The organism is Chitinophaga ginsengisegetis, from assembly GCF_900168065.1.
GTDB lineage: Bacteria > Bacteroidota > Bacteroidia > Chitinophagales > Chitinophagaceae > Chitinophaga > Chitinophaga ginsengisegetis.
Genome location: NZ_FUZZ01000001.1, coordinates 1,704,311 through 1,720,585, shown reverse-complemented (window position 1 = coordinate 1,720,585; position 16,275 = coordinate 1,704,311). Strand labels below are relative to the sequence as shown.

Here is a 16,275-nt window from a genome sequence, read left to right as displayed (position 1 = left end):
TAAAGATGTTTTTCACCAGGATGATAAAGGATATAAATCTTCTCAAACAGTTCCGCTGCCGGTTAACAGTAGCAGGTATCCTGGTACTGTTTGGGTATGTTACGGCATCTGCGCAGGAGCCGCCTCCACGTCCTATTGCGGTGTATGTAAACCCGGCGCAGGGGCTCATTTTCGGCGCCTTTTTCCAGGGATTATCCGGTGGAACAGTGATCATCTACCCCGATGGCTCACGCTCCGTCACCGGCAGCGTTGTGCAGGCAAACCTGGGGTATCCGTTTTCACCCGCCATTTTTGAAATAGAAGCAAACAGGGGTACGCTCATTTCTATACTGAACGGACCGGACGTAGTGCTTACCGGAAGCAATGGAGGCACCATCACTTTACACGTGGGCGCTGCCAGTACGGGAAGCTCATTTATAACAACGGCTACACCACCGGCAAGGAACCTGGTGAGGATCGGCGGAACGCTCACCGTAGGCAGCCCGCCATCTAATCCGTCGGGTTCCTACAGCGGTGTATTTACGGTCACGTTTATCCAGGAATAACGGAATATGACAGCAGCAGGCAAAAATATCATCCTCAACTGCATCCGCAGTATATTCCGGGCAACACCGGTGTGGATAATTTTTTGCCCCATGTTGTTTGCCGTTCCGTTGAAAGCCGTTGCCATAGAGCCGGAACCTGTTTTTTATGAAACCTCTGTGTTTGTGGTGGTGCAGGGGATAGGAGGGGCGGAAATCCCCGCCGTTATCAACAATGATTCTGCCTATCTGTCTATTACCGATATTTTTAATTTTCTGAAGATAAGGAACACGGCCTCACCCCACATGGATTCTGTATATGGCTTCTTTATTAATGAAAACGCCCCGTTCCTGGTAGATAGAAAAAATAATGTGATCCACTACCAGGACAGGATCATCCCGCTAAATAAAGATGATATCGTCAGCACAGAAACTGCGCTCTACCTGAAAACCGGCCTGTATGCAACGGTGTTCGGATTGCAATGTAAATTCAGTTTCCGTTCCCTCTCCGTTAAACTGGAAACCAGGCAGGAACTCCCTGCTATCCGGGAAATGCGGCAGGAAATGATGCGACGGAATATCAGCCGGTTAAAAGGAGAACTGAAAGCAGATACCATCATTGGCCCCCGCCGGCCCATGTTCAGCATTGGTATGGCCGATTGGTCGGTGGTAGCCACCCAACGCCCCGAAGGCGGCGCCGGGAACACCTGGTTAAACCTCGCTATGGGCGGCGTTGTTCTTGGAGGAGAAACAAATGTATCGCTGAACTATAACAACTACGCAAAACAGCAGTTGCCCTATAGCCACGACAGCGTCCTGATCAAGCCGTTCGACCAGCGCCAGCAATATTACCGGTGGCGCTATGTGAATAATGATAACAGCGCCTTACGGCAGATCATTGCAGGTAAAATATTTACGCCATCCACAGCGTCACTGTTCGATCCGGTGGTAGGGGTGCAGTTTACAAACACGCCCACTTCCTACAGGCGGTCTTATGGTTCCTACACCCTCAGCGATTTTACAGACCCCGGGTGGACCGTGGAATTATATGTGAACAACGCCCTGGTAGATTATACTACTGCAGATGCAGCCGGCTTCTTTACTTTCCAGGTACCGCTCGTATATGGTAATTCCGTGGTGCGCCTCCGCTTTTATGGCCCCTGGGGCGAAGAGCGGTCAAGGGAAGAGAACATCAGTATACCATTCAATTTCCTGCCCCTGCATGAATTTGAATATACTGCGAGCGCCGGTATGGTGGAAGATGGACATCAGAGTATCTTTTCACGGGTGCAAATGAACTATGGTCTCAGCAGGAACGTCACGGTAGGGGGTGGTATGGAATACCTGTCGTCTATTACAACGGGTAAGGCTATGCCTTTTGTGATGGCTTCTGCCCGCGTGGGGTCCAGTCTTTTACTGGCGGGCGACTATACCTACGGCGTACGGGGCCGTGGTATACTTACCTATCACATGCCTTCCAACCTGCAGTTTGAATTGTTTTATACAAGATATAAAAAAGGTCAGCAGGCCATTATTTATAATTTTGTGGAAGAAAGAAAGTTTATTATCTCAAAGCCTTTCCTGGCAAAGAAGTTTTCTTTTTTCAACCGCGTAACGCTTAACCAGATCATCTTACCGGAAACAAAATATACAACGGCCGAATGGCTGCTCTCCGGCGCTATATTCCGTGTAGGCGTTAGCGTGAATACCTATGCGATCTTTATAAAACCGGAACCGCCATTTGTATATACCAACCTCGCCCTCACCTACAGGCTGCCGGGTGAAATTTTAATTACGCCACAGGTGCAATATGAATACAACAGCAACAGCCTGATGGCCGTAAGATGCGAACTGGGTAAATATCTTTTCAGACATGGTTACATGAACGTATCCTATGAGCGCAACTATAAAAGCAATATCACAAATGTGGGCATAGGTTTACGGTACGATTTTGCTTTCTCACAGATCGGGTTTTCCGCCTGGAAAGGAACCAACATGACCACCCTGGTAGAATCTGCGCGGGGCAGCCTGATATACGACGATAAAACCAACTTTGCAGGATTCAGCAACCGCACCAGCGTAGGCACAGGTGGCGTGGTACTATTGCCTTTCCTGGATCTCAACGCCAACGGCCGCCGCGATCCCGGCGAACCCAAAGCCTACGGCCTGAAAATAAACTGCAACGGCGGCCGCATTATCCAGAACAGGCACGATACCACCATCCGTATTGTTAACATGGAACCCTACGAATATTATTTCATCGAACTGGGAAATAATAGTTTTGATAATGTGGCCTGGCAGGTAAAAAAGCCGGCCATCAGTGTGGCGATAGATCCCAACCAGATGAAGCTGGTTGAAGTACCGGTGGTGATTATGGGAGAAGTATCCGGTAAAGTGATCCTGGAAGAAGAAAACGTAACAAAGGGGATAGGCCGCCTGTCCATCGGTTTTTATAAAAACGATTCTACACTGGTGGCGCGTACCCAAACAGAAGCAGATGGCTTTTTTAATTATATGGGACTACCGCCCGGAACCTATACCGTAAAAATAGACCCGGTACAATTGCAAAAACTCGGTATGACTGCCACTCCCGCAAAGCTGCCGCTTACCATCAGGCTGCGCATGGAAGGGGATGTGGTAGACGGACTGGAATTCAGGCTCCGGAAAGAAAACGCCGAATAACATCCACTGTTTTTTCTTAAATTGGGCTATGTCTTTTCCGGGAATGAAAGTCTGTGAAGCGGTTCTTCCGCTCATTGCCAACGGATTCCCTGGCATTACTTTCCAGCTGACAGACACGCAAGGATCCGGTTTGTTGGGGAAAAGAATTAATTTTAACCCATGCATCAGTACAAGGAACAAATAGAACGGATCAGGACAAAACTGGCAGCTGCAAAACAAAAGGATCAACAGCTGAAAGTATTTGGCGCCAGCTATCACAAATACGTTATCCATCAACCACTGGAGGAGTCCGAACTTTCTGATTTTGAAAATGCGTACAACATTTCTTTGCCTGGAAGCTTCAGGGCATTCCTGCTTCATGTGGGAAATGGAGGAATATCCCAGGCCGGTTCCGCAGCCGGTCCGTTCTATGGCATTTACCCTTTGAAGAAAGGTGCGAATGACCTGATAAGTAATCCTGAAAAATATTTAAGCGAACCTGTGAAAATTTATCCCGGTATAACAGAGGATGAATGGAATAATCTTACAAAAGAAGCCGAAAAGGAAGATATTTCAGATGAGGAGTACGATGAAGCGATACAAAATATTTACACCGGAATTTTACCCATCGGATCTCAGGGGTGCGCCTATATCCACGGCCTGGTGTTAAACGGGGAACATGCAGGCAAGGTAGTGAATATCGACATAGACAGGCAAAAGCCAAAATTCACTTTTGAAGACACTTTTTTAGATTGGTATGAACGCTGGCTGGATGAAATCCTTTCGGGAGACCTGCTGGCCGCCGGCCCCACCTGGTTTGGCTATGCAATGGGTGGAAGTGTATCTTCACTGCTGGAAAAATACCATACTGCAACAAACAAAACAACCCGGTTGGATTGTATCATCGGTATACAAACTAAGCGAAGCATTGAACCCGGCGTTGTGGCTATACTGGAAAATGAATACCGGTTATCAGAAGCGGAATACAAACGGACCTGGCTGCAGGTACTCACAAAGTTCAGTTACCCGCTGGCAAAGCCCCACCTGCTGGCATACAGTGCTGTTGATCTGCTAACCGTTGTTCAACTTATCTGGTGGTATGCAAAAGATAAAAGCATGGAATGGCGGGAGATCATCGAAGAAAATATCGGGAACATCCATGATGACGAAACATTCCGGTTTTGCACCTACCTGCTGGGAGAAACGAAAATGGATTGTGCGCATTTAATTATTCCGATGACAACCAACAGTAGTGAAGAAATCCGGAAAACAGCTTTTTATACTTTAGGGAAACTTAAAAAGAAGTCTCCTTACCTGGATGTTTTTATCAATGGGTTAAATGATCCTTCCAATTATGTAGTGCATGCTACCTTGCAGGCGCTATCCGGTGTGAAGGATAAAAGGTTATTGCCGGAGTATAAGAAGATAGCAGAAAGATTTCCAACGGAACAGGACTATATCTTGTCTAATCTGGGCCACCGGTTGGCGGATATGGGATTAACCATTCAGAAGTTAAGGAAGTGAGGGTGTTGCCTTCTTTGATTTCACAAACTCCGCATAAGGTTTAAGATCCTGCATCATCGCTTTCCGGTATCCTTCGCGGTCGCCCTTTTTCAGGTAGTTCAGCAGGTCTTTATGCGAGATCACTTTTTTCTTTTGTGCGAAGAAAGGCGCAAACTCATCAAAATGCTCGTTTACATAATTGAATAGCGGCAGCAGGATTGCCTGGAATCCTTTGATGATCTCATTATTGGGGATCTCATACAACTTGCGGTGAAACGCATGTTCGCTTTCTACTGCGTAACGGTTGCCCCCGAGCGCCGGTTGTTCCTTCACGATCTTTTCCAGGTCTTTAATATCCTGCTGCGTAATATTATCAAAGATCTGGTCACAGATCCCGATGTCCAGCGATATCCTGAATTCAATCAAATCCAGTACAGACCTTTCTTTCAGCATATAAGGATTGATCATCTTGTCCAGGTTTTCCATCACAGCGGGTTCTGATAACACCATCCCGCGTCGCGTTCTGCTTTCAATGATACCCAGCATCCTCAGCCGGCTCAGTGCTTCGCGGATTACACTACGTCCTACCTGCAGCGTGTCGGTGAGTTCCACCTCTCCGGGAATGCTGGCCCCCGGACCAAGTTTGTTCTTTTTGATATAGTCCAGTATCTTTTTTTCCACGAGATCTACTAATGTAACAGATCTCAGTTGGTCGTGCTTTATTTCCATAACTGTAAATTTTCCACAGGATCTGTCAGGATAGCGGTCATATCTTATTTGCATAACCGTAATTTCTTTATCAGATCTCCCCTGCAAAGTTATTATTTTTTGTCTGACAAATAATTTTTGTCAAATAATTTGTCAGACAAATCTGAATTATATACTTTTGGATAACCATAGCAACCACTAAACAAAACAGATATCGCCACAGTTATGAAAAAGATCTTCATTCTCCTGATCCTGGTATACGCAACAGGTGCCAACGCTCAGCAGCAGCCCTTCTCAGACACCACCTTGTTATTTGAACCCGACCGGGATGGCTATTCCATTATGCATGTACCCGCCCTGGTGGTCACCAAAAAAGGCGTGCTGCTGGCATTTGCAGAAGGCCGCGCCGGCAACGGCCAGGATTGGGCGGAAATGGATCTCCTGATGCGCAGAAGCATCGATAAAGGCCGCCACTGGGAACCGGTAACAGTAGTGGTACCACATACCACCGGCGTTCCCACCAGTAATATTACACCCATTGTGGATGAAAATGGCACCGTACACCTGCTCTATCATGTGGATTATGCACGCGCTTATTATATGAAATCAACCAACGACGGCAAAACCTGGTCACGCCCCGTAGATATTACCTCTGCATTCAATGGCTTCAGCGCTGTCTATAACTGGAAAGTACTGGCCCCCGGCCCCGGCCATGGTATCCAGTTGAAAAACGGCCGCCTCGTAGTACCGGTATGGCTTTGCATTCCCAATAAAAATATTCCTGGCGGCGACCACCGGCCTTCCTGCACGGCTACCATTTATAGCGACGATCATGGGAAAACGTGGAAAAGCGGCGCCATCATTGCCAATACCGGCGATAAGATTGCCGGCTCAACAGATACCGTGGTAAACCCCAGCGAAACAGTAGCATTGCAACTCGCCGATGGCCGCGTTATGGTAAATATGCGCAACGAATGCGCCCCCAACAAACGCCTCATCAGCTATAGTCCCGATGGCAGCAGTAACTGGTCCACCCCGGTGCTGGATGAACAGCTGTTTGAACCGGTATGCATGGCCAGCCTGCTCCGCTTATCCGGTAATAAACCAAACAGCATCAACAGGATCCTGTTCGTAAACCCCGACAGCCGCGACAATGCCACCGAAATCCGCAAAGGACAAAAAGTATATAAACCCCGCGAACGCCTGGCAGCTAAACTCAGCTATGATGAAGGACGTACCTGGCCCGTGGAAAAAGTACTCTTCGAAAAAGGCGCGGGTTACTCTGATCTGGCGGTAGACAAGGACGGTACTATTTACTGCCTGTACGAAATCAGGGACGGCGACGATAACGACTGGAAATACCGCATCGTTATACAACGCTTTAACCTCGAATGGTTAACAGCCGGAAAAGATTTTACCGGAAAAAAACACTGAATAAACCCAAACTATAAGTATATGTTGATCTTTGTTGACGCTCCCCTCGCAGAGCGCCATAAATCCACACTGGCTGCCGGCGCCGCCGGCGATAGCTTTATCTTCAGAGATGAATTACCCGGCGAAAGCGAACAACGCGAAGCGCTGTTAAAAGCGGACATCCTGCTCGGAAATCCCAAACCCGTGGAATGGCTGGAAAAGGCTGTGAACCTGCAATGGATACAGTTGTACTCCACCGGGTTTGAGTATTACCGGCATATTAAAATACCGGCCGTAGTCACCAATATGCAGGACTACTACTCCCAACCCTGCGCGGAAACAGCCATTGCAGGCATCCTGTCGCTATACAGGGGCGCCGGTGAATTTGCAGCGCTAAAGAACAAACAACAATGGGTAGGACATATCATCCGTCCCGCATTACAAACACTGCAAAACAAACACGTCATCATCCTCGGCGCCGGTAACATCGCCAGGAGGATAGAAAAAATACTGCAGGGCTTTGATTGTACCATCAGGCTTTATGCCCGCCGCTCACCAAACGCCGTTATAAGAACAACAACTGAACTGGAAGCGGCCTTGCCTGCAGCCGATATCGTGATAGCCTGCCTGCCTGGTACAGAAGAAACAAAAGGACTGTTTACCCGGGAAATGATCGCCGCACTGAAACACAATGCCATCTTCTGCAACGTGGGAAGAGGTAACCTGCTCGCCGACGAACAGGCACTCACCGAAGCACTGATGCATCGCCGTATAGGCGGCGCCGTATTAGATGTAACACAGGAAGAACCACTGCCGGCCGGCCATCCGTTGTGGAGTTGCCCCAACACCGTTCTAAGTCAGCATTCCGGCGGAGGCAGCACCTCAGAATATGAAGGTATTGTAGCCTGCTTTCTCGAAAACCTGGCTGCTTTTAAAAATGGTATCCCCCTGAAAAATATAGTCCGCTTCGATAAAGGCTATTGAAAAATAATAATCATGAAGATCACAGATATTACTACAAAAATTATCAGATTATCATCTGAACTTTGGTACGCTCCTCATCCGGTGCCATCGGGCTATATACCTTTTTTTGATTTTCCACTGACCATCCTTCATACAGATGAAGGAATCGAAGGATATACAATGGACTATTGCCCGTTAGGCCAGGGGATTGCATCAGCTTACGCGGTACATGATATTTATTATCACGACCTGGTTGGTCATGATCCCCTGAACCATGAAGCTATCTGGCAACGGCTGAGAAGCAAACAACGACACCTTTACAACTTCCGTGAAACCATCTGGGGCAACCTCGATGTAGCGCTATGGGATATCAAAGGAAAGGTCGCCGGCTTACCCATCGCCGTGCTGCTGGGAAAATACCGCGATAAAGTACCGGTGTATTCCAGTTGCCCGCCGCAAACCATCACCACGCCCGAAGCCCTGGAACAACAGGTACGGCTGAAAATAGCCCAGGGCTTTAAAGGAATAAAACTGCAACTATCCGGCGGCTCGGCACAGGATATCCCAAAGCTGCGGCTGGCAAGGGAAATAGCCGGCAGCAGTTTTCCGCTCATGCTGGACTCCTCCGCCGTATTAAGCTTTGAAGACGCATTGAAGATAGGATATGAGCTGGACGATCTTCACTACGAATGGTTTGAAGAACCGTTCCCCGATGCACACATCCTTCAGCTGCAAAAACTATCGCAGGCCATCAGAACACCCGTGCTGGCGGGAGAAACCGTGGGACTCTTCGAATTACCCAATTACATGATACAGGGAGCCATAGATATTGTTCGTGGCGATGTACATCATAAAAGCGGCATCACCGGTGTTATGAAAGCCATCGGCATGTGTGAAATGATGGGCTTTGAATTTGAAATCCACACCGCAGCCTCACCATTACTGGATATTGCCAATCTCCACGTGGCATGCGCTGCACGCACCACCCGTTTCCTGGAATCCCATCACCCCATGTTCCGGTTCGGCCTGAAAAACAATCCGCTCGAAATCCGGGAAGATGGCTGCCAGCATTGCCCGGAACAGCCAGGACTGGGCGTGGAAATAGACTGGGACTGGATCAATGATCACACCGTGGAAGAGATAAAGGGCAGACGATGGTAGCATGGCGGACTGAAAATATTTTCGTATTTTCAGTAAAAATGTTAACCCCTTATGGCAAAACAAACAGGGTTGCTCCAATTCACCGGTAAATTGGGCAACGTCATAGGATACCGGAGAAATGGATCTTACTTCATCCGCAGCATGCCGGATACAGTACAGCAAACCACCGCTACACGGAGGGCATCACGCGATTTTGGTATCGCCAGCAGGAAAGGGAAACTGATCCGGCGGGCTATCACTCCTCATTTGGCGATAAACCCCGGCGGCACACTGGTGAACCGCTTAAACAAAGCGCTGATCACCGCAACGCGGGATCGCCTGCCGGAGCTGAAAGGCTTTCGCTTTAACCCGTACACGGGTGTGGAGCAGTTCTTTTCACTTCAGCCCATTATCACAACTGGCGGCATACTGCATATACCAGCCCAGAAGCTATGGCCACCGGCCAAAGCAACACACCTGGAAATTGTTGTGGTAGCCGTTCGTATTAACTTCGCGCAGCGGCAAATAACAGGACGTACTGAATCGGCCACCACAATCGATTTGAGCCAGCCTTTCAACGGCGCCGAACTGGCCGCCACCGTTCCGGGGAGAGGTACGTTGCTGGTTACCTTACAGGTAAGAGCATATGAACACGGCGCTGTTATAGAAAACCGCCGGAGCAAAGCCGCCGATATCATAGCGGTTGTTGTACCCGCTACTATAAAGAAGCAGCCTGTTAAAGTAAACAGTGTTCCCCGTGTAAAAAGAATGCTGCCTTATCAATCCCTGTCCACTACAGGAAAAGTGGTATTGTCGGTGCCTGCACGGCAGCGGGAATGAAGGTAGCCACTACCAGCAGCACCACCACAACTTCCATCAGTATGTATTTTCCCTGTTAAGGAAACCACCTTTCCGTGCATTGTTATGGCCATAAGTTTGCCCCTGGCGGTTTTAAGAAGATAATCAGGTATCCGTATAATCAGAAACCATATCATTATCTCTCCCAAAATACGTTTCACGAAGATCAAGTTCATCCCCATCACATCTCCTGATCAAGTCCACCTTTCCAGCACGTTTTCTGCAGGTAAACGCCTGCTGCTATTGCATTCCTGCCCGATACCAAAGCGACTGCACCGTATTCCCTACGCCTGTTTTAAGCGCACATAAAAAAATATATTTCAGTGCCGGGAGTACTATTTTCGCATCAATAACCTGACGCATGAAATACTTATTGTTACTGATAGCTATCATTGCTGAAATCATTGCTACCTCTTCGCTGAAAGCCTCCGAAGGATTTACCAGGCCCTGGCCCTCTGTGTTGGTGGTAGTATTTTACGGCATCGCATTTTACTGCCTTAGCCTCACATTGAAAAGCATTCCACTTGGAATTGCTTATGCCATCTGGTCGGGCGTAGGCATCGTGTTAGTGTCGGTAATTGGATTAATCCTCTTCAAGCAGAAATTAGATCTGCCGGCTGTTATCGGTATTTCATTAATCGTGATAGGAGTAGTAGTGATCAATGTTTTCTCCAAAAGTTCAACACACTGATGCTGAGAGTTAGATCCATTAAATAAAAAAAGGCTTGACTCTCACCCTGCGTCATGTTTGAGGCAGCCGCTTTGTTTTTCAAAAGCGATGGAATAGCTGCCGCCAATTTTGTACGATTTGCAGCAGTCAAGGTTTACGGGGGGAAACTTTGTCGAAGAAGTGAGGGTTTATAAATTCTATTTTTGTGCCCGGTTCTTTTGTCAGATGATTAATGAGATCCGTTGGATCATAGGTTTCCCGCGGAGCGGTCATATGCGCAAACGCTTCCTGTACCTTTTCTTTTGGTATTTCTAATCCAATGGTGGGAATGTTTGCCTCTTCCAGCATAGCCAGATAGCCCATGCGGCCCATTTTTAATGTATATTCAGGCCACTTATGAGCCATCATTTTCCATATGCCAAAGATACTGGCATTGGCAATCAACTGTTTGTTATCAACGTCGATAAACAGATGGTCAAGTGCGCGCGTTTGGCCTTCCGCCGGCATCGAAATGGCAGGTCTTGTTTCCAGTAGTGCAACAATATCTTTGCCATAACAAATAATAGATTCCAATGTAATATTCGTTTCGGCAACAAAAAGCTTTTCGTTTTGTCTGATAATGAACAATACGTTAGGATAGTCACCTAAAGGATCATTAATAATATCCGCTGGATCAGTGCATTCAAATTTAGTGGCTGGTTGCTGTGAAACATAGTCAATGCCTAACAATGGTTCCGCATCATACATTTCATTAGCTAAATGCATAATCTGCCAGCCAGGCCATTTTTTTTTCAATGCGGATAAATAGTAACGTAAAACAGAAGTCTCATTTTCGAGTTCCCATGCCCAGAAGCCAAGCAGTTTTTCTGCCATATCCAGTATTACAAAGCCTTCCATCCAAATAGGATCCATTAATTCCTCACGGACTGTACATTCGCTTATATAGCGTAGAAAGGGCTTTTCACCGAAATATAGGTCTGATGCAATAGTGTTGGCCCGCCAATGGTGATAGTGAATGGTGAGCTGATCCCCGTTTTTAATAACATAGTTAGCACGTTGTCCCAATTAAATACATTTGTACAAATATAATATTTTAATTAATATATGATTGATGTCGGTTATTGATAAGTTGCGTGAAACGGGAATGATAACTATCGTCTTCTATAAAAAAGAGTTTTAATAGATGATCCAAATCGTTTTACTGTATTTATGGCCCGGAATAATTGTTTTACAGTATTCAGTAATAGATTTACTGTAAATAAGAATAGAATAATTTTCAAAATTAAAAGATGGGAAATGGAGGATGCCAATCAAATACGAAAACACCCTACGGGGGAACGCATACACTATGCAGTTGTTTTTACACCCCAATATTCGTAATTTGGATAAAACAATTTACCACCTTTGAAACACCTGATAAAAACAATTGGCACCGTAATCTTCTCTGCCATAACCCGCCTGGCACTGTGTATATGGTTGCTTTTTACTGACCCCGGTTCTGTTACTTTCAGGTATCTTCTCGTGATTATCTTTTGTATTCCACTGCTGAGATACTTTATCCATAAAACTGCGGGTACAAGTATGCAGTTTTTTTTTAACAGGAAGCCCCGGGGCGAAATAACGCGCTTTGCACTGTTTGCAGCGATGCTTGTTGTATATCTCTTTATAGTTCCGCATGTATTTTCCGTTTATAGCATTTCCTTCTCAGGATATTTATTGGTCATTGCTTCATCTGTAGCGGTAGCCTACATCCTGGTTAAGAAAACAGAACGGGCGCCGGATGATGCACGGATTAATGAGCATGCTTTGCTGATGACGATGGCCTTTTATACCCTGCCATTCTTAGCCGGTATTAACTACGCCTTTGATCTATCCCGTCCGGCAACGATAAAGTACCTCGTTACCGGTACAGGCAAACATTCTTTTGAAGGTTATTCAGAACCTGAAGAAAGGAAAAGTGAGATTACTTCGTATTATTTGCACCTGCTGCCTGCTGATAGTATTATTGCGCCACCTCAATGGGTAGAGGTGGGTGAGGAGCATTATAAAAAAGATCTAAATCCCGGCTGTACCAATTGCATAGTATTGGATAGGGAAAGAAGACTCAGCAGCGTAAAGGCTGCTTCAGCCGGATTGCCTGATAGCGTAGAGGCAACTTATCACCTGCTGGTACTCAAAACAAACGCCCTGGTTGCCAGGCGGGAATTCGAACAGGGGGTATATAACCGCTTTACGAAAGGGGACTACCTGTATTCCGAAGCCCATCATGGCCTGCTGGGGTTTTCATGGCATAGCTACAGATAGGTTTTGCAGGGCCATATTCCACCCATTTATACCACCAGATGCCGCACATTCAATAGTATTTGATGCCGCTCCCCAAATAATTCCGGCCTGAAATTTTATTTTTTCTATATTGACCAATGCTTTTGCTAAAGCACTGAAATACTATTTTATTAATACCGCGAACCAAAATGACGAAATTTTCTATTGGCCTGATCTATTCTCTAGCAGTATTTATTGGCACAAAACAATTTATAGGAGAGCCTCAAAACACTTCTCCTAATCCCCCTGATTTAACAATTACAAGATTTTCCGGTCCTGATATCACGCCCAGCCCCGCTTGTCTCGCAGTTGCGCCAACCGGCGAAGTGTTTGTAGGCGTGGATATGATGGGTTCATTGGGAAAAGACCCGGGGAAAGGCCGGATTCTTAAGCTTATAGATAAGGATAATGACGGGAAAATGGACGAGCATATTGAATTTGCAACGGTGGATAACCCACGTGGCATCATAGTGCAGGGCAGCCGGGTTTTTGTATTGCACACCACATTTTCCAAAGAATCCGGTAAAGCTTCCGGGATGGCGCTGGTTGTTTTTGAAGATAAGGACGGAGATGGAAAAGCAGACGGACCTCCTCAGCCACTTATCGAAAACCTCAGTAACACCAAGTACATTCAGGAGCGGGGAACGGATCACGCCACTAACGGTATCAGGATGGGTATTGATGGCTGGATCTATATTGCGGTAGGTGATTTTGGGTTTCATAACGCAACGGATCGTTCCGGTAAGAAACTGACCATGCTTGGCGGTGGTATTGTAAGGGTACGCCCTGATGGTACCGAAATGGAGATATTCACCCACGGTACACGCAACGTGTATGATGTGGCCATTGATCCATATATGAATATTTTTACGAGAGAAAATACCAATGATGGTGGTGGATGGAATGTGCGGTTTTCCCACCATATCCAATCCGGGGAATATGGATACCCGGTATTGTTTCAGCATTTTACAGATGAAATATTACCTGCGCTGGCAGATCTTGGTGGCGGCTCCGGTACCGGCGCCTTATATATGGCGGAACCCAGCTGGCCTGAGAAGTACAATAACGTTCCAATGATGGCGGATTGGGGAAGAAGCATGCTTTACATTCACAGGGTAACGCCTGATGGCCCCACATTCACCCAGAAAGACGAAGATTTTTTAGAGCTTCCACAGATTACGGATCTGGATGTTGACGGATCCGGCCGGCTTTTCCTTTCTGCATGGGATGGCGCAGGTTACTCCGGCAGTCCGGATAAAGGCTATGTGATCCGGGCAGTACCAAACAACTGGACTTACAAGGCATTTCCCAATCTGGCCACCGCCCCGGTGGAGGAATTGGCAGGATTGCTTAAATCGGCCAGTGCGGTTGCCCGTTTGAATGCCTCTCAGGAATTAATTGCGCGTGGGGGTAAACAAGGAATGTCCGCGGCATTGGAAATCGCTTCAGATGCCCAATTGCCATTATTTGCCCGCGTGGCCGGTATCTATACTTATGCACAGGCTGCAGGCGCAGATGGTATCCCTGCTTTAACATCATTAACAAAAGATGCTTCCGTAAGGGAACATGCATTGCGGGCGTTGGCAGACAGGAAAGGCATCCTGAAAGATGTTTCAACTGAACCTTTCCTGGAAGGACTTAAAGATCCATCTCCGCGCGTGCAGGCAGCTGCAATTATCGGATTGGGACGTTTAGGCCGTATCGAAACAGCCAACGCATTGTTGCAGACTAAAGTTCCGGCGTCATTTATTGCCCCTGTTAAAGATGTGGAAGGACCGCACGCTACGCCCAATGCTGCTATTGTGCTGCCTCATCTGGCTGTCCGGGCCCTGGTTGGCCTTCATGCAGTAGATGCCGCTGTAGCGGGAATCAACGGTGAAAACTCCACGCTGGCATTGTGGGCACTACGATATATGCATGATCAGAAAGCAGTGGACGGCTTGATGAATGCTTACACGGTGTCGAAAAATGAGCAATTAAAACGGCAGATCATTATCACATTAGCACGCCTCTACAAAAAAGAAGACACCTATGATGCATCCTGGTGGTGGGGAACCAGACCGGATTCACATGGTCCCTACTACAAAGGCGTAACCTGGGAAGCATCGCCGGCTATCGAAAAATTCCTTAAAACAGCATCGCTGAAAACCAGCCCCGGCAAAGCGTTTTTCAGAGATCTTGATGCCCGCAACCGGATGGATATTGCCGCATTTGCACCAGAGAAAAAAGTGATTGCAGCTCCGGTCAAAGAACCCAAAGTAGATCTTGAAAAAATAAAAAGTAAAAAAGGTCAGGTGGGCAAATCATCTATCGAAGATGTTTTGTTAGCCATCAATAAATTAAAAGGAGATCCGGCCAGGGGAAAAGTACTGTTTACCAACCAGGGCTGTGTTGCCTGCCACAGTATTAAGAAAGGAGAAGTAATGAAAGGTCCTTTTATGGGACAAATCGGGTCTATCATGAACCGGGAACAGATCGCAGAGTCCATTCTCAAACCTAACGCATCTATTTCACAGGGATTTGCCACCGTGATGATCACTGCGAAGGGTAACAAGTCTTACATGGGATTTGTTACGGAAGAAACTTCTGCCAGGGTAGTTATGAGAGATATCAGCGGAGAAGTATTCACCGTAAAAACAGCCGATATCCTGACCCGTAAGGAAATGAAAACGTCTATGATGCCAACGGGTCTTGCTAATGCGTTGTCATATGAGGAACTTGCATCGCTCGTTTCTTTCCTGGCACAGCAGAAAAAATAAAGTATAATACATATCTGAAAGAAAAGGCCCGCCCGATTGAGCGGGCTTTTTCTTTCAGATCACATATTGTGATTATGTTAGCATTTTAATAAAAAAAGGATGCTTATCTTTATTGGTATGTTACGCATAATTCTTTTTGCTGCTATTTTAATGTCGGGTATGACGGTAAATGCACAGATAGACTCATCTTTCGGAGCTATGAATGGCACGGAATCAGTCTTCAAACACCCTCAACAGGTAAGCGATACCAACAATATCCATAAGAAATGGTTTGTTACAAAATATAGCGGCGTTTCCGCTGGCTTTGTAGCATTTAAAGGAGGAAGTGGTTCTTTCCTGTCGGTACCTTTGGGATTGCAGTTAAATCGTCAATTGACCAATAACCTGTACGCCTTCGGAGGGGTATCGGTGACGCCTTACGTTTTCCGTTACAACAGTGTACCCTATCAACCTGCGATTAATAAGAACAATGGTCTGATGCAGACTAACAACTTTGCTGCCTATTCAGATGCAAAAATAGGTGTGATGTATATCAGCAATGACAAAACATTCTCCATTTCCGGCAGCGTTGGCGTAAGTAGAGGCGGTTATAATGGTTATTCTCCTTTTTATGGCCCGCTGTATTCTCCGGTCGGGGGAAATATTCAACGATAAAGCAGGAAGCCTTTAATTAGGGTGACGCATTGTTAACCAATTAGAGCCGCTCTAGCGGGCTTTTGGTTTTTAAAGTGCAGATTTAATAATTGCGGCATCGAAC

The 16,275-nt window shown here is 46.7% G+C and carries 13 protein-coding genes; 11 read left to right on the top strand and 2 right to left on the bottom strand.

Going from position 1 to position 16,275, the window contains the following annotated elements; genetic code table 11:
• Nucleotides 1–20 precede the first annotated feature (20 nt).
• The 3 genes from B5Z18_RS06790 to B5Z18_RS06780 all read left to right on the top strand — a co-directional run bounded on the left by B5Z18_RS06790 (nucleotide 21) and on the right by B5Z18_RS06780 (nucleotide 4,706).
• Nucleotides 21–545 (top strand): DUF4402 domain-containing protein, encoded by a 525-nt coding sequence (locus B5Z18_RS06790; protein WP_159454218.1) that lies wholly within the window; start codon nucleotides 21–23, stop codon nucleotides 543–545.
• 90 nt (nucleotides 546–635) lie between these two features.
• Entirely contained in the window at nucleotides 636–3,203 is a 2,568-nt protein-coding gene (locus B5Z18_RS06785; protein WP_143313516.1) for a fimbria/pilus outer membrane usher protein, read from the top strand.
• A gap of 159 nt (nucleotides 3,204–3,362) precedes the next feature.
• Nucleotides 3,363–4,706, top strand: a complete 1,344-nt coding sequence (locus tag B5Z18_RS06780) for an SMI1/KNR4 family protein (protein WP_079468616.1) — start codon at nucleotides 3,363–3,365, stop codon at nucleotides 4,704–4,706.
• Here the strand turns inward: B5Z18_RS06780 and B5Z18_RS06775 are convergent.
• The gene (locus B5Z18_RS06775) at nucleotides 4,695–5,414 is read right to left on the bottom strand and encodes a FadR/GntR family transcriptional regulator (protein WP_111580506.1); all 720 of its coding nucleotides are present in this window, start codon (nucleotides 5,412–5,414) and stop codon (nucleotides 4,695–4,697) included. The genes B5Z18_RS06780 and B5Z18_RS06775 overlap by 12 nt on opposite strands.
• A gap of 204 nt (nucleotides 5,415–5,618) precedes the next feature.
• On the opposite strand from B5Z18_RS06775, the gene B5Z18_RS06770 reads away from it, so the two are divergent.
• The 5 genes from B5Z18_RS06770 (at nucleotide 5,619) to B5Z18_RS06750 (ending at nucleotide 10,458) form a co-directional block, all read left to right on the top strand.
• Nucleotides 5,619–6,827: a sialidase family protein gene (locus B5Z18_RS06770; RefSeq protein WP_079468614.1), complete on the top strand. Its 1,209-nt coding sequence runs from the start codon at nucleotides 5,619–5,621 to the stop codon at nucleotides 6,825–6,827.
• A 21-nt stretch (nucleotides 6,828–6,848) separates the two neighbouring features.
• A complete protein-coding gene (locus B5Z18_RS06765; RefSeq protein ID WP_079468613.1) occupies nucleotides 6,849–7,790 on the top strand; it encodes a D-2-hydroxyacid dehydrogenase in 942 nt (313 codons plus the stop codon).
• A gap of 12 nt (nucleotides 7,791–7,802) precedes the next feature.
• A complete protein-coding gene (locus tag B5Z18_RS06760) occupies nucleotides 7,803–8,930 on the top strand; it encodes a mandelate racemase/muconate lactonizing enzyme family protein (RefSeq protein WP_079468612.1) in 1,128 nt (375 codons plus the stop codon).
• A 51-nt stretch (nucleotides 8,931–8,981) separates the two neighbouring features.
• Entirely contained in the window at nucleotides 8,982–9,749 is a 768-nt protein-coding gene (locus B5Z18_RS06755; protein ID WP_079468611.1) for a hypothetical protein, read from the top strand.
• A 379-nt stretch (nucleotides 9,750–10,128) separates the two neighbouring features.
• Entirely contained in the window at nucleotides 10,129–10,458 is a 330-nt protein-coding gene (locus tag B5Z18_RS06750) for a DMT family transporter (protein WP_079468610.1), read from the top strand.
• 126 nt (nucleotides 10,459–10,584) lie between these two features.
• On the opposite strand, the gene B5Z18_RS06745 is transcribed toward B5Z18_RS06750, so the two are convergent.
• Nucleotides 10,585–11,502, bottom strand: coding sequence for a hypothetical protein (locus tag B5Z18_RS06745; RefSeq protein ID WP_143313514.1), 918 nt, complete (start codon nucleotides 11,500–11,502; stop codon nucleotides 10,585–10,587).
• 516 nt (nucleotides 11,503–12,018) lie between these two features.
• Between B5Z18_RS06745 and B5Z18_RS06740 the strand changes: the two genes are divergently transcribed.
• From B5Z18_RS06740 to B5Z18_RS06730, 3 genes are all read left to right on the top strand, one after another.
• Nucleotides 12,019–12,741, top strand: a complete 723-nt coding sequence (locus B5Z18_RS06740) for a hypothetical protein (RefSeq protein ID WP_143313513.1) — start codon at nucleotides 12,019–12,021, stop codon at nucleotides 12,739–12,741.
• Between the two features lie 167 nt (nucleotides 12,742–12,908).
• The gene (locus B5Z18_RS06735; protein ID WP_079468607.1) at nucleotides 12,909–15,518 is read left to right on the top strand and encodes a DUF7133 domain-containing protein; all 2,610 of its coding nucleotides are present in this window, start codon (nucleotides 12,909–12,911) and stop codon (nucleotides 15,516–15,518) included.
• A 117-nt stretch (nucleotides 15,519–15,635) separates the two neighbouring features.
• Nucleotides 15,636–16,172 (top strand): hypothetical protein, encoded by a 537-nt coding sequence (locus tag B5Z18_RS06730; RefSeq protein WP_133256306.1) that lies wholly within the window; start codon nucleotides 15,636–15,638, stop codon nucleotides 16,170–16,172.
• The last annotated feature ends 103 nt before the right edge of the window (nucleotides 16,173–16,275 follow it).

What these genes read in the sequence shown, in the direction of transcription:
- B5Z18_RS06760 (WP_079468612.1), top strand. Translation starts at nt 7,803, where the DNA reads ATGAAGATCACAGATATTACTACAAAAATTATCAGATTATCATCTGAA.
- B5Z18_RS06775 (WP_111580506.1), bottom strand. Translation starts at nt 5,414, where the DNA reads ATGGAAATAAAGCACGACCAACTGAGATCTGTTACATTAGTAGATCTC.
- B5Z18_RS06755 (WP_079468611.1), top strand. Translation starts at nt 8,982, where the DNA reads ATGGCAAAACAAACAGGGTTGCTCCAATTCACCGGTAAATTGGGCAAC.
- B5Z18_RS06730 (WP_133256306.1), top strand. Translation starts at nt 15,636, where the DNA reads ATGTTACGCATAATTCTTTTTGCTGCTATTTTAATGTCGGGTATGACG.
- B5Z18_RS06780 (WP_079468616.1), top strand. Translation starts at nt 3,363, where the DNA reads ATGCATCAGTACAAGGAACAAATAGAACGGATCAGGACAAAACTGGCA.
- B5Z18_RS06785 (WP_143313516.1), top strand. Translation starts at nt 636, where the DNA reads ATGTTGTTTGCCGTTCCGTTGAAAGCCGTTGCCATAGAGCCGGAACCT.
- B5Z18_RS06790 (WP_159454218.1), top strand. Translation starts at nt 21, where the DNA reads ATGATAAAGGATATAAATCTTCTCAAACAGTTCCGCTGCCGGTTAACA.
- B5Z18_RS06765 (WP_079468613.1), top strand. Translation starts at nt 6,849, where the DNA reads ATGTTGATCTTTGTTGACGCTCCCCTCGCAGAGCGCCATAAATCCACA.
- B5Z18_RS06735 (WP_079468607.1), top strand. Translation starts at nt 12,909, where the DNA reads ATGACGAAATTTTCTATTGGCCTGATCTATTCTCTAGCAGTATTTATT.
- B5Z18_RS06750 (WP_079468610.1), top strand. Translation starts at nt 10,129, where the DNA reads ATGAAATACTTATTGTTACTGATAGCTATCATTGCTGAAATCATTGCT.
- B5Z18_RS06740 (WP_143313513.1), top strand. Translation starts at nt 12,019, where the DNA reads ATGCAGTTTTTTTTTAACAGGAAGCCCCGGGGCGAAATAACGCGCTTT.
- B5Z18_RS06770 (WP_079468614.1), top strand. Translation starts at nt 5,619, where the DNA reads ATGAAAAAGATCTTCATTCTCCTGATCCTGGTATACGCAACAGGTGCC.